The following is a 22,850-nucleotide window of genomic DNA, read 5'->3' as shown; positions in this document are numbered from 1 at the left end:
CCCGGCAACGGGTCCGGACACGGCCCCGCGGGGCCAGGGAGTGAGTACGGCACTTGTCCGGAATCAAAACGACCGGCCAGAAACGACTCGTCCTCGTCTCGGGTCGAGCCCACCCTGAGCTCTCTGCACAGATCGCTGACGAGCTCGACGTCGAACTCGTCCCCACCGACGCCCGCACCTTCGCGAACGGCGAGCTCTACGTCCGCTTCGACGAGTCGGTCCGCGGGTGCGACGCCTTCGTCATCCAGTCGCACACGGCGCCCATCAACGAGTGGCTCATGGAGCAGCTCATCATCGTCGACGCGCTGAAGCGGGCCTCCGCCAAGCGCATCACGGTCGTCGCGCCGTTCTACCCGTACGCGCGGCAGGACAAGAAGGGCCGTGGGCGCGAGCCGATCTCGGCCCGACTCGTCGCCGACCTGTTCAAGGCCGCCGGCGCGCACCGCATCATGAGCGTCGACCTGCACGCCGCGCAGATCCAGGGCTTCTTCGACGGCCCCGTCGACCACCTCTTCGCGATGCCGGTCCTGCTCGAGCACTTCAAGGCGATCCTCGACCCGTCGATGCTGACGGTCGTCTCCCCGGACATGGGCCGCGTCCGCGTGGCCGACATCTGGTCGGAGAAGCTCGGCGCACCGCTCGCCATCATCCACAAGCGTCGCGACCCGCTCGTGCCGAACCAGGTCACCGTGCACGAGATCGTCGGTGACGTCTCCGGTCGCTGGTGCCTGCTCGTCGACGACCTCATCGACACCGGCCGCACCATCGCCAAGGCCGCAGAGGCCCTGAAGGCCGCCGGGGCGATCGGCGTCGTGGTCGCCGCGACGCACGCTGTGTTCTCCGACCCGGCCACCGAACTGCTGCAGAGCGAGTTCATCGACCGCGTCGTCGTGACCGACACCCTGCCGGTGCCAGTCGAGAAGCGTTGGGACCGTCTCGAGATCCTGCCGATCGCCCCGCTGCTGGCGCGCGCGATCCACGAGGTCTTCGACGACGGCTCGGTGACGTCGATGTTCGACGGTGCAGCCTGATCCACCCCGCCCGTGACGCCCTCGCCGCCCGACTCCGGGCGGCGGGGAGCGTCTTCGCCGAGGACGAGGCCGACCTGCTGCTGGCGGCCGGCGACGGCGACCCGGCACGGCTCCGCTCGGTCGTGCAGCGCCGCGTCGCCGGTGAGCCGCTCGAGTACGTCCTCGGGTGGGCCGCGTTCGACGGCCACCGCGTCCGGGTCACACCGGGTGTCTTCGTCCCGCGCACCCGCACCACGGTCGTGGTCGAGCAGGCCGCACGGCTGCTGCACCGCTACGACCGCGTGGTCGACCTGTGCTGCGGCGCCGGAGCGATCGCCGTCGCCCTGCTCGGACGCGTCGGCGCACTCGACCTCGTCGCGTCGGACATCGACCCCGACGCGGTCGACGTCGCCGCCGAGAACATCGGCGACCGCGGCATCGTCGTCGCCGGCGACCTCTTCGCACCGCTGCCGGTCCGGTTCCGCGGGGTGGTGGACGTCATCGCCGTGAACGCGCCGTACGTCCCGACCGACGCCATCGCCACCATGCCCGCCGAGGCCCGCGACCACGAGCACCGCGTGGCGCTCGACGGCGGCGGGGACGGCCTCGACCTGCACCGCCGGATCGCCGCCGGCGCGGGGGAGTGGCTCCGGCCGGGCGGCGCCGTGGTCATCGAGGTGTCGTCGGCCCAGGCGTCGGACTCCGTCGCGGTGTTCGCGGCTGCGGGGTTCGCGGCTCGGGTCGAGCACGACGACGAGGTCGACGGCACGTGCGTGGTGGCAGTCGCCGCGGCCGACGGTGCTGCCGCCGCCGCGGTTGCCGGCGCTGCTGGTCCGACCGGCCTCAGCGCGCCGTCAGCGTGATCGTGTCCCACCCGGTGGCGCCGTTCGGCGCCGGCGGACGTTGCACACTCGTCTGCACCTGACCATCGGCACCGACGGCCCGGATCCGCACGTCGTGCGTGCCGGCCGTCGCCGTCCACCGCAGGACCCACTGCCGCCACGTGTCCGAGGACACGGAGTCGGCGAGTTCGGCGTCCTGCCAGTCCGCCGACCCGACCTTCACCTGCACGGCCTTGACGCCGGTGTGCGGATGCCAGGCGACCCCCGCGATCGCCACCCGGTCGCCGACGGCCACGGTGGTGCCGTTCGCCGGGGTGTCGATCCGCGACTCGAGCTTGACCGGGCCACGAGCTGACCAGCCGCGTGGGGTCCAGTAGCCCTGGGCGTCGGCGAACCGCGTGACCTCGAGGTCGACCACCCACTTCGTGGCGGAGACGTAGCCGAACAGCCCGGGGACGACCATCCGGACGGGGAAGCCGTGCTCCGCGGGCAGCGGGTCGCCGTTCATGCCGACGGCCAGCAGCGCGTTCGTGTTCTCGTCCTGCAGGACGTCGAGCGGCGTGCCCGCGGTGAAGCCGTCCTCGCTCGTCGAGAGGACCATGTCGGCGTCCCCGGTCGGGCGGGCGCGGGCGAGGAGCGTCCGGATCGGGTGGCCGAGCCAGAGCGCGTTGCCGATGAGGTCGCCCCCGACCTCGTTCGACACACAGCTCAACGTCGCCATGTGCTCCTCGAGCGGCAGGGCGAGGAGGTCGTCCCAGCTCAGGGTGATCTCGTGCTCGACCGCGCCGTGGACCCGGAGCGACCAGTCCGCGGGGTCGATCGACGGCACCCGGAGCGCGGTGTCGATCCGGTAGAAGTCGGCGTTCGGGGTGACGTAGGGGGTGATGCCCTCGACGTCGAGCGAGGCACCTGCCGGGACCGCGGGCGCTGCGTTGACCGGTGCCGGCAGGCGGATGGCGCGCCGGGCCGCTGCGGCGCGCTGCATGCCGGCCGTGCCCAGTCGCGCGCCCGCGCCGGCCACGATCGAGACCACTCCGAGTGCCGCCGTCCAGACGAGGAACGACCGGCGCTCCGGCAGTGGTCCGTCGGTCCTGGTCGGGGTCGCCGCCGCGAACCGCCAGGTCCGCAGCCGCTCGACGAGCACGCGGACGACGATCACGGCCGCACCCACCCCGAGGACCGACGGGCCGCCGTCCCAGGTGCCCGAGCCGGACCGGGTGGTGACGGCGAGCAGCGACAGCGCCCCACCGATGGCGAACACGAGCGCGCCGAAGGGCGGTCGGCGGAGCTCCAGGATCCCGGCGCCGGCCGAGACTGCGAGCATGAGCACCGCCATCAGCACGAAGAGCGCCACCTTGTCGCCCGTGCCGAACAGCGCGACCATGAGGTCCTTCGCGCCGCCGGGCGCGAGGTCGATGACCGCGGACCCGACCGCGACGAGGGGGCTGCCGGCACCGCCGAGGACGAGGGCGCACAGTTCGGCGACGGCGAGGAAGGCGAGCGCGGCGACGACGCCGGCCGCGGCCGCGGCCAGGCGCGGACGCAGGGTCGTTCGACTGGTGGGCACCGGCCGATGCTACGGCCGCACGCTGAGTGCACCGCCTGTGGAGGCTCGTCCCACCTGAGCGGGTCGCCGGGTGTTCACGGGTGGTCGGTGGGGTTCTCCGGCGGACCGTGCGAGGATCGGGACGTGCTGAGGCGACCCGACCGTGTCCCGCGGGATGGTCGCGCCCGGCAGCGGATGTCGCCGCTCCGTCGCCTCGCCCTGATCCGATGGGTGATCGTCGGTGTGTGGGCAGCCCTCCTGGTCGCCAGGATCGTCGTGGTGTCGCGGACGCCGGACGCCGACCTCACCGTGTTCGGCATCGCCGAGGTGGTCGTCATCGCCCTCGGGGTCGGGGTCGTCCTGGCCGGGCTCCTCCGGATGCAGGGCCACCGCCGGCGCCGCGAGGACGAGTCGCTCGCCATGGCCATCCGACGGATCGACCCGACGGTGTGGCTGGTGCCGGCCGCTCCCACCGCCGAGCTCCGGCTGACGGTCGAGGAGACCCGACCCGAGGTCCCGCTCGGTGCCCGCGTGACGTGGGCGTTCGGCGCGACCGAGGCCTCGCTCTGGGAGCTCGACGAGCGTCGGGCCACCCGGTTGCTCGTGGTCCGGTGGAGCCGGGTCATGCACGTCGGACTCGAGGACGCGAGTGGTCCCGGTGGCCGTCTGGGCTGCGCGGTCGCGGTGCACTACGTCCGGCCCGACGAGACGACGGCCGTCGCGACGTTCTTCGTCCGGACGGCGCCCGGTTCGCGGCGGGTCCTCGGCCGCGGGCCGAAGCTCGACCGCCTCGTCGCGGAGTTGGCGCGGGAGCGCATCGTCGCGTGACGTGCGGGAGCTGCTGCTCAGGCGGCCGTCCGCGCCAGCGACACCTGCTCGTCCGACACCGCACGCAGGTCGCGGCTGCGGAACCACCGCAGCAGCCAGTCCGCGGGGGAGCCCGCGAGCTCCTTCGGCAGGCCGGACCGGCGCTCGAGGAACGTGCTGAAACCCGGGTCGGACCGGACATCGGCGTCCGAGGGGTTGCCGAACGCCATGGACCAGCCGTCGAACCGGCGGGCGTCGATGCGCTCCACCGACAGCGACTTGACGTCCTGGTGCCGGGGGTCGGCCTTGATCGCGGCGAAGCGGTCCTCGACGCTCCACTCCGGGCCTTCAAGCACCTGCATGAAGCGGCCGCCCTTGGCCACGAGGAGTCCGGAGACCCCGAGCGCACCGTTCTTCAGGCGGGCGTCCCGGAGGAGGCCGACGAGTTCCGCATCGGTGAGTTCGTCGGCGGCGACGGACATGTACACGAGGGACACGAGGGTGGTCATGGCTGCAGTCTGGAACGGGCGTCGGGGTCGGGTCAACGCGGACGTCCGCTGAACGAGTCGGATGGTCGGGCGACATCCGGAAGTCGCGGATCGGCAGGGCCGGAGGACGCACCGAGGGCCCCGCAACGGCGAGGCCCTCGGTGACGCGATCGGGGTCGGGTCAGTGGGTCGACGGCTCCTGCTCGACCTCGCGGCGGCCGTCCTCGGACCACAGCGTGTGGAAGGTGCCGTCCTTGTCGACGCGCTGGTACGTGTGCGCGCCGAAGAAGTCCCGCTGGCCCTGGATCAGGGACGCCGGCAGCCGGTCGGACGCGAGCGCGTCGAAGTACGACAGCGCGGACGAGAAGCCTGGCGCGGGGACGCCCGACGCGGCCGCGATGCCGACGATGCGACGCCAGGCGGCCTCGCCCTCGGCCACGGCGTCGGCGAAGTACGGGTCGACGAGCAGGGACTCGAGCTCCGGGTCCTTGTCGTAGGCCTCGACGATGCGGTTCAGGAACTGGGCGCGGATGATGCAACCGCCGCGCCAGATCTTCGCCATGTCACCGAGGTTGATGTCCCAGTCGTACTCCTTGGCGCCGGCGATGATGAGGTCGAAGCCCTGGGCGTACGCGACCACCTTCGACGCGTAGAGCGCCGCGCGGACGTCGTCGGCGAAGGTGTCGGGGACCTCGGCGATCGACGGCCGGTTCTTCACCGACTTCTGGACGGCGGCCCGCTGCGACGCCTTCGACGACACGGCCCTGGCGAAGACCGCCTCGCCGATGCCGGAGACCGGGATGCCGAGACCGACCGCGTTCTGCACGGTCCACACACCGGTGCCCTTGGAGCCGGCGGCGTCGCGGATGACGTCCACGAGCGGCTTGCCGGTGTCGGCGTCCTGCTGCTTGAGGACCTCGCCGGTGATCTCGATCAGGTAGGACTCGAGGTCGCCCTTGTTCCACTCGTCGAACACCTTGACGAGGTCCTCGACGGAGAGGCCCCCGACGCGGCGGAGGAGGTCGTAGGACTCCGCGATGAGCTGCATGTCGGCGTACTCGATGCCGTTGTGCACCATCTTCACGAAGTGGCCGGCGCCGTCGGTGCCGACGTGGGTCACACACGGCTCGCCCTCGGCCACCGCAGCGATGGACGTCAGGATCGGCCCCAGGGTCTCCCAGGCCTCGTCCGAGCCACCCGGCATGATCGACGGGCCGTGCAGGGCGCCCTCTTCGCCGCCGGAGATGCCGGTGCCGACGAAGTTCAGGCCCTGCTCGCGGAGCTCGTGCTCGCGCCGGATGGTGTCCTGGAAGTTCGCGTTGCCGCCGTCGACGATGATGTCGCCGGCTTCGAACCGCTCGGCGAGCTGCCCGATGACGGCGTCCGTGCCCTTGCCGGCCTGCACCATGATGATCGCGGTGCGCGGCTTCGACAGCGACGCCACGAAGCCGTCGATGTCCTCCGACGCGATGAACCCGGCGTCGCCGTGCTCCTGCATCAGTTCCTCGGTCCGGGCGTAGGTGCGGTTGTAGACCGCGACCGTGTTGCCCTCCCGAGAAGCGAGGTTGCGAGCGAGGTTCGACCCCATCACCGCGAGCCCCACCACACCGATGTTCGCCTGACCGTTGCTGTCTGCCACGAGGATCTCCTTCGTCGTCACGTTTCGCCCACGCTACGTCCGCCGCGCTGGGACTGCCCGACAGTTGCGGCAACCTGGGGAGAACAGCCGCTGAAGCCCATACGGTGGAGGCATGAGCGACCAGACGACCCGCCCGCCCGTCCTCGTCATGGGCGTCTCCGGCTCCGGCAAGTCCACGATCGGCGCGGCCCTCGCGACGGCGCTGGACGACCGTGGGCAAGCCGCCGAGTTCGTCGACGCCGACGACCTGCACCCGGCGTCCAACAAGGAGAAGATGCGGCAGGGCACGCCCCTGACGGACGAGGACCGCTGGCCGTGGCTCGACGCCTGCGCCGCCCGCATCGCCGAGGTCGAGGCCGCGGGGAAGCGCTGCGTGATGGCGAACTCCGCCCTCAAGCGCGTCTACCGTGACCGGCTGCGGGCGAGCGCGCCCGGGCTGTTCATCGCCTACCTCGACGGGTCGCGGGAGCTCATCGCGGACCGGCAGTCGCACCGGCACCACGAGTACATGCCGAACTCGCTGCTCGACTCGCAGTTCGGCACGCTCGAGCCTCCCGCGGAGGACGAGGCCGGCGCTGCCGTCCCGATCCAGGGAACCGTCGACGAGACGGTCGCACGCATCCTCGCCCTCCTGCCCTGACGAGGCCGACGCCGCCCTGGCGAGGCAGCCCCGTGCGAGCTCGACCACCCCGTGCGCCACGACGGCGCCGCACCGAGTGGTCAACCCAGCACCACGAGCGGAGCGCCCCCCGGCAGCCGCCCCCTACAACTTGAACGTCGCCCGCGGGATGTCGGACACGATCCGCTGCGCGGTGCGCACGGCGTCCTCCTCCGACACCTGGTGCGTGACGACGAGTGACGCCAGGTACGCCGCATCGGCCCGCCGCGCCATGTCGTGCCGCGCGGGGATGGAGCAGTACGCCCGGGTGTCGTCGATGAACCCGGACGTCTTCGTGAACGACGTCGAGTCGGTGACCGCCGACCGGTAGCGTCCGATCGCCGCGGGGGTGTCGATGAACCACCACGGCGCCCCGGCGTACACGGCCGGGTAGAACCCGGCGAGCGGGCCGATCTCCCGCGAGAACACGGTCTCGTCGACGGTGAACAGCACCAGGTGGAAGCCGGGTGCGGTGCCGAAGGCCTCGAGCAGCGGCCGCAGCGGCTCGGTGAACGCGCCGACCGCGGGCAGGTCGTGCCCGGTGTCCGGCCCGAACCGGTCGGCGGTCGGCGTGTGGTGGTTCCGGATGATCCCCGGGTGCAGCTGCATCACCAGGCCGTCGTCGACGCTCATCTCGGCCCACCGGAAGAGCATGTCGTGCCGGTAGGCCACGGCCTCCGCCGCGGTCACCCCGGCTGGCCCCTGCAGCGCGGCCGCGTGGATCCGCGCGCGCTCCGACGGCGACAGCGGGGTCGACCCGGCGTCGAGCACCCCGGTGTCCGTCGCGGTCGCACCGTGCTCGATGAAGTACTGCCGGCGTGCGCGGAGTGCCGCGAGCAGCCCGTCGTGGGTGCCCGTGTCGATGCCGGCGGCCTGGCCGACGGACGCGACCACGAGCCTCCAGTCCGGTCGGGACGGGTCGAAGACGGCGTCCGCACGGAAGGTGGGGACCACCCGGCCGCGGAAGCCGGGGTCGGCGGCCAGGCGAGCGTGCGCGGCGAGGTCGACGTCCGGGGCGTCCGTGGTGGCGAGGACCTCGATGCCGAAGGCGTCGAACAGGGCGCGCGGCCGCATCTGCGGCTGCTGCAGCAGGCCCGCGATGTGGTCGTACTGCGCGTCCGCGTTCGCGGCCGACGGCTGCTCCGTCAGCCCGAAGACGTCGTGCAGCTCCGTCTCGAACCAGTACCGGACGGGCGTGCCGAGGAAGTCGTCCCAGTGCTCCGCCAGGTTCCGCCAGATGGCACGGCCAGGAGGCACGGTGCCGGTTCCCGACAGATCGGCGCGACCCAGCGCCTCCAGTCCGACACCGTTCGCGTGCAGGAGCCGCAGGACGTAGTGGTCCGGCGTGATCAGCAGCGAGGCGGGGTCGGCGAACGGCTGGTCGTCCGCGATCAGGGCCGCGTCGACGTGCCCGTGCGGGGAGATGATCGGCGCGGAGGCGACGGCCTCGTACACGGTGCGGGCGATGGTCCTGGTGGCGGGGTCGGCGGGGAACAGCCGGTCCGGGTGCGGGGCCAGGGTGCGCGGGGCGGTGGTGGTCATCATCGACTCCTCGGGAAGGACGGCGTGGACGGCGTGGCGGGCGCTGGCCCGGTGGACTCGCGCACCGTCAGGTGGGTCGGCAGGGCGACGGCGCCGCTCATGTGCTCGCCGGGGAGCTCGTCGGCCGGGACGGCACCGAGCCGACCGAGGAGCATCCGGATCGCGACGCGGCCGGCCCGTTCGATCGGCGACGTCATCGTGGTGAGCGGTGGGTTGCAGAAGTCGGCGCCGAAGATGTCGTCGCAGCCGACGATGCTGATGTCCTCGGGCACGCGGACGCCGCGCTCCCGGAGGCGGCCGAGCATGCCGATCGCGATGAGGTCGTTGAAGGCGATGCACGCCGTCGCTCCCGTGTGCACGGCGGCGTCGGCCGCGGCGGCACCGGAGTCGACGAACGGGGCGTGCGGACCGATGCGGGCGACGCGGACGTCCAGGCGCTTCGCGACGCGCACCAGGGCGCGCCAGCGGCGTTCGTTCGACCACGAGCTGTCCGGCCCCGCGACGTACAGGACGTCACGGTGCCCGAGCGACACCAGGTGCTGCACGGCCTGCTCGACGCCGCCCGGGGTGTCGATGAGCACGGACGGCACCCCGGCCGGGCGGCGGTTGACCACCACGAGCGGGGTGCGCTCGGCGAACTTCGCGATCTGCGCGTCGGACAGGCGCGACGCGGTGAGCACGACGCCGTCGGCCTTCGTCGACACCGCGCTGAGGGCGGCCATCTCGGCGTCGGCGGACTCCTCGGTGTCGACGAGCAGCTGCGTCCACCCGGCCGCCGCGAGCTGGTGCTGCGTGCCCCGGATGACGTCGAAGTAGAACGGGTTCGTGATGTCGGAGACCAGGACCGCGACCGCCCGGGTCCTGCCGGACGTCAGGGCCCTGGCCTGCGAGTTCGCGACGTAGCCGAGGTCGCGGGCGGCCTGCTGGATGCGCTGCTGCGTGACGGGGTTCACACGGTCGGGGAGCGACAGGGCGCGGGACACCGTCGACGGTGCGACCCCCGTGGCGGTGGCGACGTCACGGATCGTGACGCGGCGGGATGCGTCGGTGTCGGTCACGTGCACCTCCTTGGTGTGCTGCTGCGTGTCCCGAACGCTAGGCCGGTCTGGCAACAAGTGGCAACCGGTTGCCGCATGTTGCCACCCGCGCGACAGTGGTCGTCAGCCGGCTCGCCCCGGTGACACCCCGAGCAGCGCCGCTCGGGGGAGGCTCGAGGAGGAACCCCCATGAAGACACGGACCCTGATCGGTTCCGTGGTCGTGGTCGCCCTCGCGACGCTGTCCCTCCAGGGATGCGCGATCGTCAACGGCAGCGGCGACGACCCCAACACGCTCCGCGTCATGATGGGCGCGGACACGACCTACCCCAAGGAACGCAAGCAGTGGCAGCAGGAGACCGCTGCCGAGTTCAAGCGCACCACCGGAGCCGACGTCCAGTGGGAGACGTACTCCTCTGCACAGGAGGAACTGACCGCCATCCAGACGAGCGTCATCTCCGGCCAGGGCCCGGACGTCTACGCGATCGGCACCACCTTCACCCCGACCGCGTACGCCACCGGCGCCTTCGTCCGGATGGGCACGGAGCAGTGGGATGCCATCGGCGGGAAGGACCAGTTCGACCCGGCGTCGTTCGGCATCTCCGGCCCGAGTGCGTCGAAGCAGATCGGGATCCCGTTCGCCAGCCGGCCGTTCGTGATGGCGGTGAACACTGACCTGCTCGCCCAGGCCGGCATCACCGAGATGCCGACCACGTGGGACCAGCTCACCGCGGACGCGAAGGCCACCACGACCGGTGACCGCCACGGTCTGGCGATCGCCTACGCCGACGGCTTCGACCCGTGGAAGTTCATCTGGGGGATGGCGCAGAACGCCGGCAACACGATCGTCGACGGCTCGAAGGCGGAGCTCGACGCGGACGCCGTGCAGCAGGCCTACCGGACGTACTTCGACTGGGTGACGAAGGACGGCGTCGTGGACGAGTCGGCGATCGGGTGGAACAACGCGCAGGCCCTCGCGCAGTTCACCGAGGGCAAGGCCGCGTTCTTCCCGATGACGACCACCACCGCCATCAACTCCTTCAAGGGCACCAAGGTCGACGGCAAGTACGCGTTCGCCCTGCTGCCGACCGTGCCACCGGGCGCCACGTCGCGCCCGGCTGGTGGCATCGAGGCCGCCAGCATCCTCTCCGGCGACAACTTCGTCGTCGCCGACTACGGCACCAAGCAGGACCTGTCGTTCACGTTCATCAAGCAGCTGAGCACCAAGAAGGCCCAGCTCGAGTACTACGACCTGTTCGGCAACCTGCCCACGAACGTGGACGCCGCCGCGCAGCTCGCGGCGGAGAACCCCCAGCTCAAGCCCATCATCGACGCCGGCCGCCTGTCCAAGCCCACCGCCTTCACCGGCGCGTGGTCGGACATCCAGCTCGCGCTCGTCGACGTCGTCGTGCAGTCGATCCCGTCGCTCAAGCGCGGCGAGGTCACCGACGACCAGCTCCGCAGGCGCCTGCAGGACGCGCAGCGGGACGCCCAGGCCACGCTCGACCGGCAGAAGAACGGAGGGCTGTGATGACCGACACGCAGCCACGCACCGACACGCAGTCACGCACCGAGTCCGCACCCGGGCGGACGGACGGGCACCGCCCGGTCCGCCCCCACGGCACGACCCCGCTGTACAAGCGGGAACGTCCCCTCTGGATGCTGCTCCCCGGTGGTCTCCTCATGCTCGCGATCATCGTGGTCCCGCTCCTCGTCGGGTTCTTCATCGCGATGCTCGACCTCGACCAGTACACGCTCCGGCAGTGGTTCAGCGCTCCGTTCGTCGGGTTCGCGAACTTCGCCGAGGCCTTCACGAACTCGCCGCTGCTGCACTCCATCTGGATCTCGGTGTCGCTCGCGGTGCTCGTCACCGCCGTCACCGTCCCGATCGGGGTCGCCGCCGCCATCTCGACGCAGAACCGGTTCCGCGGCCGCGGACTCGTCCGGTCGGTCTACCTGATCCCCTACGTGCTCCCGGCGTTCGTCGTCGGCACGTTCTTCCGCACGATGCTCCAGCCGCAGGGCGTGGTGAACTCGGTCCTGCACACCGACGTGCTCTGGCTGAACGGCTCGGCGTCCTACTGGGCCCTCGCCGGCGTGATGGTCTGGACGAGCTGGCCGTTCGTCTACCTGCTGTCCCTCGCCGGGCTGCAGGCGGTCGACCTCGAGGTGCACGAGGCCGCCTCGCTCGACGGCGCCACCTGGTGGATCAAGCTCCGCGACGTCGTGTTCCCGTACCTGCGCGGTCCGCTGAGCCTGGCGGTGATCATCTCGATCCTGCACAACATCAACAACTTCACGCTGCCGTTCGTCCTGTTCGGCATCCCGCTGCCCTCGAGCGTCGAGGTCATGCCCGTCCTGACGTACATCGCCAGCTTCCAGTCGTTCCGCTTCGGACTCTCCGCCGCGATGGCGATCTGCTCGCTCGTGATCGTCGCCATCCCGCTCTTCGTCTACCTGCGGGCCGTCCAGCTCGACACCGGTGACGACGCGGGTCCGAACCGGAAGCAGCGCCGTGCCGACCGCGCCGTGCTCGCCGCCCCGACCGCCGCCGACATCGAGGGAGCACGCGCATGAGCGGGTACAGCACCACCAGGACCCGTCCGACCGCCACGCTCACCGAGAGCATCACGGCTCCACGCGGTGGCCGCCGGCAGAAGCGTCCGTACGACACCGACGTCACCCGACTGCTGCCGCGCTGGCTGCTCGTCACCGTGATCGCCGTCATCGTCGCGTTCATCGCCGTCCCGGTGCTCTACATCGTCTTCGGCTCGGTCAACTCCGACGTCGCGGTCGCCCGCGGCGAGTACTTCCCGTCCGAGTTCACCCTCGCCAACTACGCCGAGATCTGGTCGACGGTCGCGCTCGGGCAGGGGCTCGTCAACAGCATCCTGACCGCCGGTGCGGTCGCCGTGTGCAGCGCCGCGCTCGCCGTGTCGACGGCCTACGTGCTCGTCCGCTTCCGGTTCCTCGGCCGGCTGACGTTCCTCCGCGGCCTGCTCGCGCTGCAGTCGATCCCCGGCACGCTCCTGCTGCTGCCGGTGTTCGTCGTCTTCGCCAACATCGCGAGCGCCACGGGCGTGCAGGTCATCGGCACCCGCTGGGGCCTGTTCGTCACCTACCTGACGTTCGCCCTGCCGTTCTCGACGTGGGTCATGGTGACGTACCTCCGCGGGCTGCCGAAGGAGCTCGAGGAGGCGGCCCGCATAGACGGCGCGTCCTCGACGAAGATCCTCACGAGGATCGTCCTGCCGCTGTCCTGGCCCGGGATCGTCGTGTCCGCGATCTTCGCCTTCCTGCTCGGCTGGAACGACGTCCTGTTCTCCACGATCATGACGACCCCGAACACCAGGACGGTCGCCGTGGTCCTGCAGGTGCTCGGCACGACCCAGGAGGGCGGCGCGGTGCCGATCTACGGCCAGATGATGGCCGCCTCCATCGTCTGCGCCCTGCCGGTCGTCGCCCTCTACCTGATCTTCCAGCGCTACCTCGTGGGTGGTCTCACCGCCGGCTCCGTGAAGTAGCGCGAGTTCTCCACAGACAGCCTGGAGGCCCGGCGCGGGTCCGCCCCGCCGGTCCAGGCTGCTCACCAGGTCACCAAGAAGGGAATGCCATGCCCCAGCTCAGTTGGGAACTCTCCGGGTTCGGCGACGAGATCGACGCCGACCCCGCGGTCCAGGTCGCGGTCCTGCAGGCGCTCGGCGCCAGCGCGATCGAGGTCCGCAGCGCCTGGGGGGTGAACGTCGTCGACCTCGACGACGACCAGCTCGTCGGGCTCCACCGGGTGTTCGAGGAGCGCGGGCAGACCGTGTCCGCCATCGCCTCGCCGATCGGCAAGGTGTCGGTCGACGAACCCGTCGAGCACGAGGTCACCCGGCTCGGTCGCGCCATCGCCGCCGCGCACGCCCTCGGCACGACGAACATCCGCATCTTCTCCTTCTACTTCGCAGGCCGCACCCCCGAGAGCGTCCGCGACGACGTCCTCGTGCGGATGCGCGCCCTCGCCGACCTGGCCGCGCGGGAAGGCGTCACGCTCCTGCACGAGAACGAGAAGGACATCTACGGCGACGTCCCCTCCCGGGTGCTCGACGTCGTCGAGAGCGTCGGGTCCTCGTCCCTCCGACTCGCGTGGGACAACGCCAACTACGTGCAGTGCGGGGTCCGGCCGTTCACCGACGGCTGGGAGCAGCTCGCGCCGTACGTCGACTACCTGCAGGTGAAGGACGCGGTCGCCGCCGACTCGTCCGTGGTCCCCGCGGGCCAGGGCGACGGCGAACTCCTGCTCACGCTCACCGCGCTGCGCGACGCCGGGTACTCCGGCTACGCCTCGCTCGAACCGCACCTGACCGACGTCAACGCCCTCGGCGGGTTCTCCGGCCCCGCGGCGTTCGGCCGCGCCGGCCGTGCCTTCCGCACCCTCACCGACCAGATCGGAGTGACCCTGCGATGACCGCAGACACCACCAGCACCACCGCACCGCTGCGCCTGGCCGTCGTCGGCGCCGGCGTCATCGGCCGCCACCACGCCCGCGTCGCCCTCGCGAACCCCGGACTCGACGTCGTCGCGCTCGTCGACGCCGTCCCGACCGCGGCCACCGGTGCCGCCGACGAGATCGAGGCCTCGGGGGCGCCGCGTCCCCTCACCACCGCCACCATCGAGGACGCCATCGCGCAGACCGACATCGACGTCGTCGCGATCTGCTCCCCGTCGGGCATGCACGTCCAGCTCGCCGAGGCGGCGCTCGCCGCCGGCAAGCACGTCGTGATCGAGAAGCCCCTCGACACCACGATGCCCCGCGCCCGGCAGATCGCCGCGCTCGCCGCGTCCGCCCGTGAACGCGGGCTGGTCGTCAGCGTCATCAGCCAGCACCGCTTCGACCCGGCATCCGTCGCGGTCGCCCGAGCGGCACACGGCGGCGGGTTCGGCCGGGTGACCTCGGGTGTCGCGAGCGTGGCGTGGTTCCGCTCGCAGGGGTACTACGACTCCGGCGACTGGCGCGGCACCTGGGACCTCGACGGCGGCGGCGCGGTGATGAACCAGGGCGTGCACACCGTCGACCTGCTCGTGTGGACGCTCGGGCGCCCGGTGGAGATCTCCGCGCAGATCGGGCTGCTCGCGCACGACCGGATCGAGGTCGAGGACACCGCCGTCGCCACCGTCCGCTTCGACACCGGGGCGCTCGGGGTCATCCACTGCACGACCGCCGCGTACCCGGGCCTCTCCGCCCGTTACGCCGTGTACGGCACGCAGGGGTCGGCCGTGGTCGACGACGACAAGCTCAGCTACTTCCACGTCGCCCCCGACGCCGCCGCCCTGGCCTCGGCAGCCGCGAGCGCGAACACCACCGCCGTGGCCGACCCGGTCGACCAGAAGTCCGACGTCGTCCCCGCCGAGCACGTCGTCGGCGGGCCACCCGAGCCCGAGCACTTCCTCGCCGGGCACGGCCGGCAGTACGACGACATCGTCGACGCCATCCGCACCGGTCGCGACCCGGGCGTCACCGTCGACGACGCCCTCGTGTCCCTCGCCACCGTCCGCGGCCTCTACGTCAGTGCGACGCTGGGGCAGCCCGTGCGGATCGACGACGTCATCGACGGCCGGTACGACGACGTCGTGCCCGTCGTGCACGCCTCGCCCGTCGCAGCAGCAGAAGGAGCAGCACGATGAAGTTCTCCGTGTTCACCGCGTCCACCCCCGACTGGACCCCGGCGCAGGCAGCGGAGACCCTCGCCGCGCAGGGCTGGGACGGCATCGAGTGGCGGATCGTCGACGACCGTCCCGCCGACGGCACCACGGTGCCCGCCGAGCGTGCCTTCTGGGCCGGCAACAACGCGACCTGGCAGTACACGGGCATCACCGACCAGGTCGGGGAGATCGCCAGGACCACCGACGGCGCCGGGCTCGAGTACTCCGGCATCGGCGGCTACCAGCAGGCCGCCGACCACGACGGCGTCGAGACCATGCTCCGCGTGACGAGCGAGCTCGGCGCGGGGCAGGTGCGGATCAGCATGCCCGTCTACCGGCAGGAGAAGACCCGCACCGGCGAGACCTACCCGCAGCTGTTCGACCGCACCCGCGCCGACCTCGAGTGGGCGGTGTCCCGTGCGGCGGACCTCGGCGTCAAGGCCCTGGTCGAGCTGCACCACATGACCATCACGCCGTCGGCCTCGGCGGCCCTGCGGCTCGTCGACGGCCTCGACCCGGAGCACGTCGGGATCATCCACGACCTCGGCAACCTCGTCATCGAGGGCCACGAGGACCACCTCGCCGCGTTCGAGCTCCTCGGCCCGTACCTGGCGCACGTGCACGTGAAGAACGCCCGCTGGGTCGACACCGGCGACACCCGGGCCGACGGCAGCAGCACCTGGCAGCACGAGTGGGCGCCGCTCCGCACCGGACAGGCGTCGGTGTCCGAGTACCTCGACGACCTCCGGGCGTTCGGCTACGACGGCTGGGTCACGATCGAGGACTTCTCCACCGACCTGCCCCTGGCAGAACGGACGGCCGACAACCTCGCGTACCTGCGGTCTCTCGTACCGGTGAGCGCGTGAGCCGTCGACCCGGCATCGTCCACCTCGGCATCGGTGCCTTCGCCCGCGCCCACCTCGCCTGGTACACCCAGCACGCGTCGGGGCAGGCGTGGGGGATCACGGCGTTCACCGGCCGCTCGCCCGCCGTGGCCGAGGCGCTCACCGCGCAGGACGGCCACTACACGCTCGTCACCCGCGCGGCGGACGGCGACACCGCCGAGGTGGTCGACGTCGTGGTCGCGGCACACCCCGGCAGCGACGACGCCGCGTGGACGGCGGCGCTCGCGTCGCCGGACACGACCGTCGTGACGCTGACCGTCACCGAGCAGGGGTACCGCAAGGGCTCCGACGTCCCGGCACGCCTCGTCAGGGGTCTCGACGCCCGTCGACGTGCCGACGCCGGGCCGCTGACGCTCATGAGCCTCGACAACCTCACCCACAACGGCGAGGTCCTGCGGCAGGCCGTACGCGACGCCGTGACCGACCCGGGCCTCCAGGCCTGGATCGACGCCACCGTGACGTTCCCGAGCTCGATGGTCGACCGGATCACCCCGGCGACGACCGAGGACGACGTCGCGGCGCTCGCCGCGCTGCCCGGAGCCCTCGACGGCGACCGGCTGCCCGTCGTCACGGAGCCCTTCACCGAGTGGGTCGTGGAGGACGCCTTCGCGGGGGAGCGCCCCGCATGGGAGACCGCGGGCGTCCGTGTCGTGGACGACGTCACCCCGTACGAGCAGCGGAAGCTGTGGCTCCTCAACGGGTCGCACTCCCTGCTCGCCTACCTCGGACTGCTCCTCGGCCACGAGACCGTCGAGCGGGCGATGGCCGACCCCGTGTGCCGCTCCGCAGTGGAGGACCTCTGGGACGAGGCCGCCCAGGAGCTCACGCTGCCCGCTGACCAGGTCGCCGACGCCCGCGCGGCCCTCGTCGAGCGCTTCGCCAACCCGCGCATCCGGCACACCCTCGCGCAGATCGCGTCCGGCGGCTCCCAGAAGCTGCCCGTGCGCGTGGTCGACGTCGTCCGGCACCGCCTCGACCGTGACCCGGCGGCCGGCATCGGTCCCGGAGCGGCGACCCTCCTCGCCGCGTGGTGGCTGCACGTGACCACGCAGCCGGACCTCGTGAACGACCCGGGCGCACCCGGAGCAGGCTCGGACGTGCACGACGTCCTGGCCGTCGTCGCGCCCGACCTCGACACCACCCCCGTGGTCGCGGCCGTCACCGCCGCGGCCGACCGCATCCGCACCGCCGCGGCAGCAGCCCGCCAGCCCTCCGACGAAGGAGTCAACGCATGACCGACGCCACCCACGCCGCCCCCGGCCAGAGCGCGACGACCACGACGAACCCCGCCGCCCCCGTGCCCGGCGCGACGGACGGCCGCAGCGGCGACGCCACCGCCGGGCGACCCGACACGTGGGCCAGTGCCGACCGCCGGCAGCTGATCGACCGGGCCGAGGTCATCGTGACCAGCCCGGACCGCAACTTCGTCACGCTGAAGATCACGACCGCCGACGGCGTGACCGGCCTCGGCGACGCCACGCTCAACGGGCGGGAACTCGCCGCCGCCGCGTACCTCTCCGAGCACGTCGTCCCGCTGCTGATCGGGCGCGACGCCAGCCGCATCGAGGACGCCTGGCAGTTCCTCTACCGCTCGTCGTACTGGCGCCGCGGCCCGGTGACGATGGCCGCGATCGCCGCCGTCGACATGGCGCTCTGGGACATCAAGGCCAAGGTCGCGGGCATGCCGCTGTACCAGCTGCTCGGCGGCGCCTCCCGCACCGGCCTGATGGCGTACGGACACGCCTCGGGCAAGGAGCTCCCCGAGCTGTTCGACTCCATCCGCGCGCACCAGGAGGAGGGCTACCGCTCCATCCGCGTGCAGACGGGCGTCCCCGGGCTCGAGTCGATCTACGGCATCGCGTCGAACCGGACGACCGAGGGCAATGCCGGCGTCCGCTACGACTTCGAGCCCGCGCAGCGCGGGGCCTTCCCGGCGATGGAGGACTGGGACACCCGGGCCTACCTCCGCCACCTGCCCACCGTGTTCGAGGCCGTCCGCAACGAGTTCGGCCCCGAGCTGCCGCTCCTGCACGACGGCCACCACCGGATGACCCCGCTGCAGGCCGCCAAGCTCGGCAAGTCCCTGGAGCCGTACGACCTGTTCTGGCTCGAGGACTGCACCCCCGCCGAGAACCAGGAGGCCCTGAAGCTCGTCCGGCAGCACACCACGACGCCGCTCGCGATCGGCGAGGTCTTCAACACGATCTGGGACTTCAAGGACATCATCCGCGACCAGCTCATCGACTACGTCCGCGGTGCCGTGACGCACATGGGCGGGATCACGCCGCTGAAGAAGACGATGGACTACGCCGCGCTCTACCAGGTCAAGTCCGGGTTCCACGGGCCGACCGACATCTCGCCGGTGGGGCTCGCGGCTCAGATGCACCTCGGGCTCGCGATCCACAACTTCGGCATCCAGGAGTACATGCAGCACGGCGACCGCACGAACCAGGTGTTCCGCCAGACGTTCACGTTCACCGACGGGTACCTGCACCCGGGCGACGAGCCCGGCCTCGGGGTGTCGCTCGACGTCGACGAGGCAGGCAAGTACCCCTACGAACAGGCCTACCTGCCGTTCAACCGCCTGGCCGACGGCACCGTCCACGACTGGTGAGGCGCCCCGGGTAGCCTCTGCGAGCGTGGACATCGACACGCTCGCAGGGGTCGCCCGCGAGCTCCTGCTCGTCGCGCCGGCGGACTTCGTCGCCGAGCGGACCGCCCGACAGCGGGCGATGCGCACGGACGACCGTGAGACCGCCGCGGCGATCGGGAAGCTCCGGAAGCCGGCTCCCGCTGCCTGGGTGGTCGACCTGCTGGCGAACGAGCAGGCCCTCGACGAGGCGGTCGACCTCGGTCCGTCGCTCCGCGAGGCCCAGGCGAACGCGGACCCGCAGGAGATCAGCGCCCTCCGTCGCCAGCGGACGAGCGTGGTGCGGGCCCTGGCGCAGGCCGGGGCGGACCTGGCATCGGACGCCGGCCACCCCGCCACGGCGGCCGTCCTCGACCAGGTCCGCGCGACGATCGAGGCCGCGATGGCCGACCCACACGCCGGGGCCGCCGTCCGCTCGGGACTCCTCGTGCAGCCCCTGGAGAGCGTCGGCTTCGAGGACGTCGACCTCGACGGTGCCCTCGCCGTGCCGGACGCGGTCCCCGATGCCTGGTCGGGCAGCGGTGCCCCACCCATCGACATCGAGGAGGGGAGACGCGCGCGGAAGCCGCGCCGAGCCTCCAGGCCGCCCGAACCGGACCAGTCCGGACCGGACCAGCCCGAGGAGCCGGACGAGCCACGGGCCGACCCCGCTGCCGAGCGTCGCGCCGCCCGCCAGGCCGAGACCGCCGCTCGGACGGAGTCGCGCGACGCCGACGCAGCGCTGGACGCCGCCGCGCGCGACCTCGAGACGGCCGAGGAGCGCCGCGCCGAACTCGCGCGCGAGCTCGAACGTGCCACCGCCGAGGTCGAGCGGCTCGAACGCTCCCGCGACGACGCCGAGACGGCCAGCGACCGCGCGCGCGACCTCCTCGCCGCCGCCCAGGAGCACCGCCGCTCCCTGGGCCGCTGACCACCCGTTCATCACCTCGGATGAAAACCCCGCCCACGGCTCGCTGACCGCCCGAGCGTCCCCATACGCTCGGCGACATGACCACCCTCCTCCGCCGGTTCCGACACCTCCTGGCACCCGCCACCGGCGTCGTCTACCTCGTGCTCTGGATCGTCGCGGAGGCCGGCCGCTCCGGACTCGCCGACCACGTCGTCGTCGTCTCGGCGTTCGCCGTCGCCATCGGCCTGGCGGCCTGGATGCCCTCGACGGCCCTCGGGCTCGTCGTCGCCGTGCCGCTGCTGCAGGCCGCCCGACTGCTCCACCGCCCGACGTCCACGACCTGGCCGGAGTACCTGGCCATCGTGATCGTCGTCGGCATCGTCGGTGCCGGACGTTCGGACCTGCTCCGGTGGCTCGCGGTCCCGGCGCTCGCCGTGTCGAGCGTCGGGGCGGCGTGGGCGATGGTGGTGCCGACGGTCGCCGACCCGGACGTCTGGGCGAACTGGGTCGCCTCCACGGCCGGGACCCGCACGAACCTCGTGCTCATCGCGCTGTCCCTGGCGGGAGCGAGCGGCATCGGCTGGGCCGTCGGGGTCGCGATCGGCGCGACGTGGCGCATCGGTCTGGCACGGGTCCGGGTCGTCGAGGCCGAGCGGGAGACCCAGGTGACGACCGTGGAGCTGCACGCCGAGCAGGAGCGTGCGCGGATCGCCCGCGATGTGCACGACTCGTTGGCGCACTCGCTCGCGGTCGTGGTCTCCCAGGCCCAGGGGGCCGCCGCGATCGCGGTGCGGGACGAGCACGCGGCGACCGCGCTCCGCGACATCGCCGAGGTGAGCCGGTCTGCCCTCGGGGACGTCCGCGCGCTCGTCGAGCGCATCCAGGGCGCGGGCGACGACGCCCGGCACGACCTGTCGGACGTTCCACCGCTCGTCGCGGACATGCGGGAGCTCGGCATGGACGCGGTCTTCGAGCAGCACGGCGTCCCGGCGGAGGTGCTCCCCGGCGTGGCCGCCGCGGTCCACCGGATCGTCCAGGAGAGCCTGACGAACGTCCTCAAGCACCAGGGCCGGACCGCGAGCGCCCGGGTGGTCCTCGACTGGCGCGGCCCCGGCCTCGGGATCGTGGTGACGTCACGGGGTGCTGCGCCCCTCGTCGTGCTCGACGGCGTCGGGACGGGCATCGTCGGCATGCAGGAACGCGCCCGACTGGCGGGTGGCTGGCTCCGCGCCGGCACCGGCGACGAGGAGCACGAGTTCGTCGTGACCGGGTGGGTCCCGGCGAGCAGACCGGCCACAGCGGCCGCGCGGACCGCGCCCGCCGGGCGCGAGGCCGCACCCGACGGACGCGAGGCTGCACCCGCCGGACGCGAGGCCGCACGATGACCGCGATCCGGGTCGGGGTCGTCGACGACCAGCGGCTGTTCGCCTCGGGCATGCGGATGCTCGTCGACGCCCAGGACGACATGACCTGCGTGGGGACGGCCGGGGACGGTGCTGCCGCCCTCGAGCTCTGCGACACCGAGCACCCGGACGTCCTGCTGCTCGACCTCCGGATGCCGGTGCTGAACGGCATCGAGACGCTCGGGCGACTGGGGGAGCGCGACGGCGACCGACCGCGCGTGATTGCCCTCACGACGATCCGCCGGGACGACGCGGTCCTCGCCGCCCTGCGGGCCGGAGCCGCCGCGTTCCTGACGAAGGACGCGCTGCCCGAGGTCGTGACGGCCACGATCCGGGACGTCCACGAGGGCCGCCCGGCACCCACCGAGGCCGAGGCGCTCGACCTGCTCCGCGCGCAGGGCACCCCGGTGGGGACGGACCGTCGCGACGAGGTGCTCGACGCCCTGACCGCCCGCGAGCGGGAGGTCTTCCTCCTCGTCGCGAAGGGCCTCACCAACGCCGAGATCGCCGCGTCGGTGTTCCTCAGCGAGGCCACCGTGAAGAGCCACGTCCGCTCGGTGCTCATGAAGCTCGGGCTCCGGAACCGCATCCAGGTCGTCATCACCGCACACGAACGCGGCCTCGTCCGCGCCTGACGCCCCAGCGCCAGCGCCACCGCCACAACCCAGGGGAACCATGCAGCTCACCACCCGCATCGCGAAGACCGGCGCCCTCGCCCTCGTCGTCATCGGCCTCGGCGCCGGGGTCGTCCACGGCCTGCCCGAACCCGTCGACGTCGCGGTCAGACCGTCGGTCGAGCAGGACCAGGACGCCTGGGCGATGCCGCTCGACGGCTGGGCCCAGCCCGGCGTCCGGAAGCAGGACTACACGGAGAACCTCGTCGTCCAGCCGTGCCTCCGCCGGGCCGGGATCGACTTCCCGGTGCCCTGGGCGACCGCCGCTGGCCTCGACGCCCTCTCCGACGCGGACGAGACGCCCGAGCGGGGCAACCCGGCGCCGGCGCTCTCGTGGACGCGGCCGCTCGACGCCGACCTCGCACGGACCCGTGGCTACCACGGGCCCTCGACCGCCGGGGCGAACGAGGACGGCATCCGGGTGTGGGGTCAGGACCCGGACCGGAACGCCGCGTTCGCGACCGCGTCGCAGACGGCGGTGGACCGGTGCTTCCAGGACGGCTACCGCACCCTCGGGCTGGCCGACGCGGACGGCACCGAGCAGTCCGCCTCGATGACCGCGAAGGCCCTGACCTCCGTCGCCGCGGCGGCCGCCCAGCAGGACGCCGCCGTCGTGACCGCGGCAGCTCAGTGGCGGACCTGCATGGCACCGTCGCGCGTCCAGGACCTGCCCGCGAGCCCGGCGGACATGCCCTCGGACACCATGCGGCGGCAGTTCGGCACGGACATCGGGTCGACGCCGGTGCAGGACGCCGAGGTCGCGATCGCCGGACGCGACGTCGCCTGCCAGGAGTCCTCCGGCTACCGGCAGGCCCTGTACGACGCCGAGTGGGACCGGCTCCTGCACGTCACCGCGACCGACGCCGCCGTGCTCCGCGCAGCGGAGCCGAAGCAGCTCGTCGTCGACCGGCGGCTCGACCGGACGATCCAGCGACTCGCGCCGGAGGCGCCCGCCGACGTCGACTGACCACCTGACGGACGGGAGGCTCGTGGCGGCGCCGCCACGAGCCTCCCGTCCGTTCCGTGCCCGGCAGCACGGCGATGGCCGACACGCCCGGGCCGGGACTGGTACGCTG

21 protein-coding genes are annotated in these 22,850 nt (G+C 72.4%); 16 read left to right on the top strand and 5 right to left on the bottom strand.

Translation table 11 applies throughout. From position 1 onward, the window contains the following. The first annotated feature begins 53 nt into the window (after positions 1–53). The gene (locus BIU98_RS17335; RefSeq protein ID WP_071279358.1) at positions 54–1,031 is read left to right on the top strand and encodes a ribose-phosphate diphosphokinase; all 978 of its coding nucleotides are present in this window, start codon (positions 54–56) and stop codon (positions 1,029–1,031) included. Further along, a complete protein-coding gene (locus BIU98_RS17330; protein ID WP_368073051.1) occupies positions 1,028–1,873 on the top strand; it encodes a putative protein N(5)-glutamine methyltransferase in 846 nt (281 codons plus the stop codon). Before BIU98_RS17335 ends, BIU98_RS17330 begins: the two co-directional genes overlap by 4 nt. On the opposite strand, the gene BIU98_RS17325 is transcribed toward BIU98_RS17330, so the two are convergent. Continuing rightward, positions 1,854–3,419: a molybdopterin-dependent oxidoreductase gene (locus BIU98_RS17325; protein WP_083393360.1), complete on the bottom strand. Its 1,566-nt coding sequence runs from the start codon at positions 3,417–3,419 to the stop codon at positions 1,854–1,856. The genes BIU98_RS17330 and BIU98_RS17325 overlap by 20 nt on opposite strands. Positions 3,420–3,542: 123 nt before the next feature. Here BIU98_RS17325 and BIU98_RS17320 point away from each other — a divergent pair, with 123 nt between their 5' ends. Then, positions 3,543–4,226, top strand: coding sequence for a hypothetical protein (locus tag BIU98_RS17320; RefSeq protein WP_139200817.1), 684 nt, complete (start codon positions 3,543–3,545; stop codon positions 4,224–4,226). Positions 4,227–4,243: 17 nt separating this feature from the next. On the opposite strand, the gene BIU98_RS17315 is transcribed toward BIU98_RS17320, so the two are convergent. Both BIU98_RS17315 and gndA read right to left on the bottom strand, forming a co-directional pair. Next, positions 4,244–4,714 (bottom strand): BLUF domain-containing protein, encoded by a 471-nt coding sequence (locus BIU98_RS17315; protein WP_071279354.1) that lies wholly within the window; start codon positions 4,712–4,714, stop codon positions 4,244–4,246. 160 nt (positions 4,715–4,874) lie between these two features. After that, positions 4,875–6,332 (bottom strand): NADP-dependent phosphogluconate dehydrogenase, encoded by a 1,458-nt coding sequence (gndA, locus tag BIU98_RS17310; protein ID WP_083393367.1) that lies wholly within the window; start codon positions 6,330–6,332, stop codon positions 4,875–4,877. A gap of 112 nt (positions 6,333–6,444) precedes the next feature. Between gndA and BIU98_RS17305 the strand changes: the two genes are divergently transcribed. Beyond that, positions 6,445–6,972, top strand: coding sequence for a gluconokinase (locus tag BIU98_RS17305; protein WP_071279352.1), 528 nt, complete (start codon positions 6,445–6,447; stop codon positions 6,970–6,972). A 123-nt stretch (positions 6,973–7,095) separates the two neighbouring features. Here the strand turns inward: BIU98_RS17305 and uxaC are convergent, their stop codons facing one another. Next, positions 7,096–8,535: a glucuronate isomerase gene (gene uxaC, locus BIU98_RS17300; protein ID WP_071279349.1), complete on the bottom strand. Its 1,440-nt coding sequence runs from the start codon at positions 8,533–8,535 to the stop codon at positions 7,096–7,098. After that, a complete protein-coding gene (locus tag BIU98_RS17295) occupies positions 8,532–9,590 on the bottom strand; it encodes a LacI family DNA-binding transcriptional regulator (protein WP_071279346.1) in 1,059 nt (352 codons plus the stop codon). Before BIU98_RS17295 ends, uxaC begins: the two co-directional genes overlap by 4 nt. 168 nt (positions 9,591–9,758) lie before the next feature. Here BIU98_RS17295 and BIU98_RS17290 point away from each other — a divergent pair, with 168 nt between their 5' ends. The 12 genes from BIU98_RS17290 to BIU98_RS17235 all read left to right on the top strand — a co-directional run bounded on the left by BIU98_RS17290 (position 9,759) and on the right by BIU98_RS17235 (position 22,741). Next, positions 9,759–11,099: an ABC transporter substrate-binding protein gene (locus tag BIU98_RS17290; protein WP_071279343.1), complete on the top strand. Its 1,341-nt coding sequence runs from the start codon at positions 9,759–9,761 to the stop codon at positions 11,097–11,099. Further along, positions 11,099–12,145, top strand: a complete 1,047-nt coding sequence (locus BIU98_RS17285) for a carbohydrate ABC transporter permease (protein ID WP_071279340.1) — start codon at positions 11,099–11,101, stop codon at positions 12,143–12,145. Before BIU98_RS17290 ends, BIU98_RS17285 begins: the two co-directional genes overlap by 1 nt. Continuing rightward, the gene (locus tag BIU98_RS17280) at positions 12,142–13,092 is read left to right on the top strand and encodes a carbohydrate ABC transporter permease (protein ID WP_071279337.1); all 951 of its coding nucleotides are present in this window, start codon (positions 12,142–12,144) and stop codon (positions 13,090–13,092) included. Before BIU98_RS17285 ends, BIU98_RS17280 begins: the two co-directional genes overlap by 4 nt. 89 nt (positions 13,093–13,181) lie before the next feature. Next, positions 13,182–14,018 (top strand): sugar phosphate isomerase/epimerase, encoded by an 837-nt coding sequence (locus BIU98_RS17275; protein ID WP_071279334.1) that lies wholly within the window; start codon positions 13,182–13,184, stop codon positions 14,016–14,018. Continuing rightward, positions 14,015–15,235 carry a Gfo/Idh/MocA family protein gene (locus BIU98_RS17270; protein WP_071279331.1) on the top strand — a complete coding sequence of 407 codons (1,221 nt, stop codon included), beginning with the start codon at positions 14,015–14,017 and terminating at the stop codon, positions 15,233–15,235. The genes BIU98_RS17275 and BIU98_RS17270 overlap by 4 nt, the downstream gene beginning before the upstream one ends. After that, positions 15,232–16,119 carry a sugar phosphate isomerase/epimerase gene (locus BIU98_RS17265; protein WP_071279329.1) on the top strand — a complete coding sequence of 296 codons (888 nt, stop codon included), beginning with the start codon at positions 15,232–15,234 and terminating at the stop codon, positions 16,117–16,119. The genes BIU98_RS17270 and BIU98_RS17265 overlap by 4 nt, the downstream gene beginning before the upstream one ends. After that, positions 16,116–17,393, top strand: a complete 1,278-nt coding sequence (locus tag BIU98_RS17260; protein ID WP_071279326.1) for a mannitol dehydrogenase family protein — start codon at positions 16,116–16,118, stop codon at positions 17,391–17,393. Before BIU98_RS17265 ends, BIU98_RS17260 begins: the two co-directional genes overlap by 4 nt. Then, positions 17,390–18,772, top strand: a complete 1,383-nt coding sequence (gene manD, locus BIU98_RS17255; RefSeq protein ID WP_254788007.1) for a D-mannonate dehydratase ManD — start codon at positions 17,390–17,392, stop codon at positions 18,770–18,772. Before BIU98_RS17260 ends, manD begins: the two co-directional genes overlap by 4 nt. 25 nt (positions 18,773–18,797) lie before the next feature. Next, positions 18,798–19,718 carry a hypothetical protein gene (locus BIU98_RS17250; RefSeq protein ID WP_071279323.1) on the top strand — a complete coding sequence of 307 codons (921 nt, stop codon included), beginning with the start codon at positions 18,798–18,800 and terminating at the stop codon, positions 19,716–19,718. Between the two features lie 77 nt (positions 19,719–19,795). Then, positions 19,796–21,082 (top strand): sensor histidine kinase, encoded by a 1,287-nt coding sequence (locus BIU98_RS17245; protein ID WP_071279320.1) that lies wholly within the window; start codon positions 19,796–19,798, stop codon positions 21,080–21,082. Continuing rightward, a complete protein-coding gene (locus BIU98_RS17240; RefSeq protein WP_071279318.1) occupies positions 21,079–21,735 on the top strand; it encodes a response regulator transcription factor in 657 nt (218 codons plus the stop codon). Before BIU98_RS17245 ends, BIU98_RS17240 begins: the two co-directional genes overlap by 4 nt. Before the next feature lie 40 nt (positions 21,736–21,775). Then, entirely contained in the window at positions 21,776–22,741 is a 966-nt protein-coding gene (locus BIU98_RS17235; RefSeq protein ID WP_071279315.1) for a hypothetical protein, read from the top strand. Positions 22,742–22,850: the final 109 nt, after the last annotated feature.

The organism is Curtobacterium sp. MMLR14_010, from assembly GCF_001865015.1.
GTDB lineage: Bacteria > Actinomycetota > Actinomycetes > Actinomycetales > Microbacteriaceae > Curtobacterium.
The sequence above is the reverse complement of the archived record's forward strand: the minus strand, read 5'-3'. Positions and strand labels throughout refer to the sequence as shown.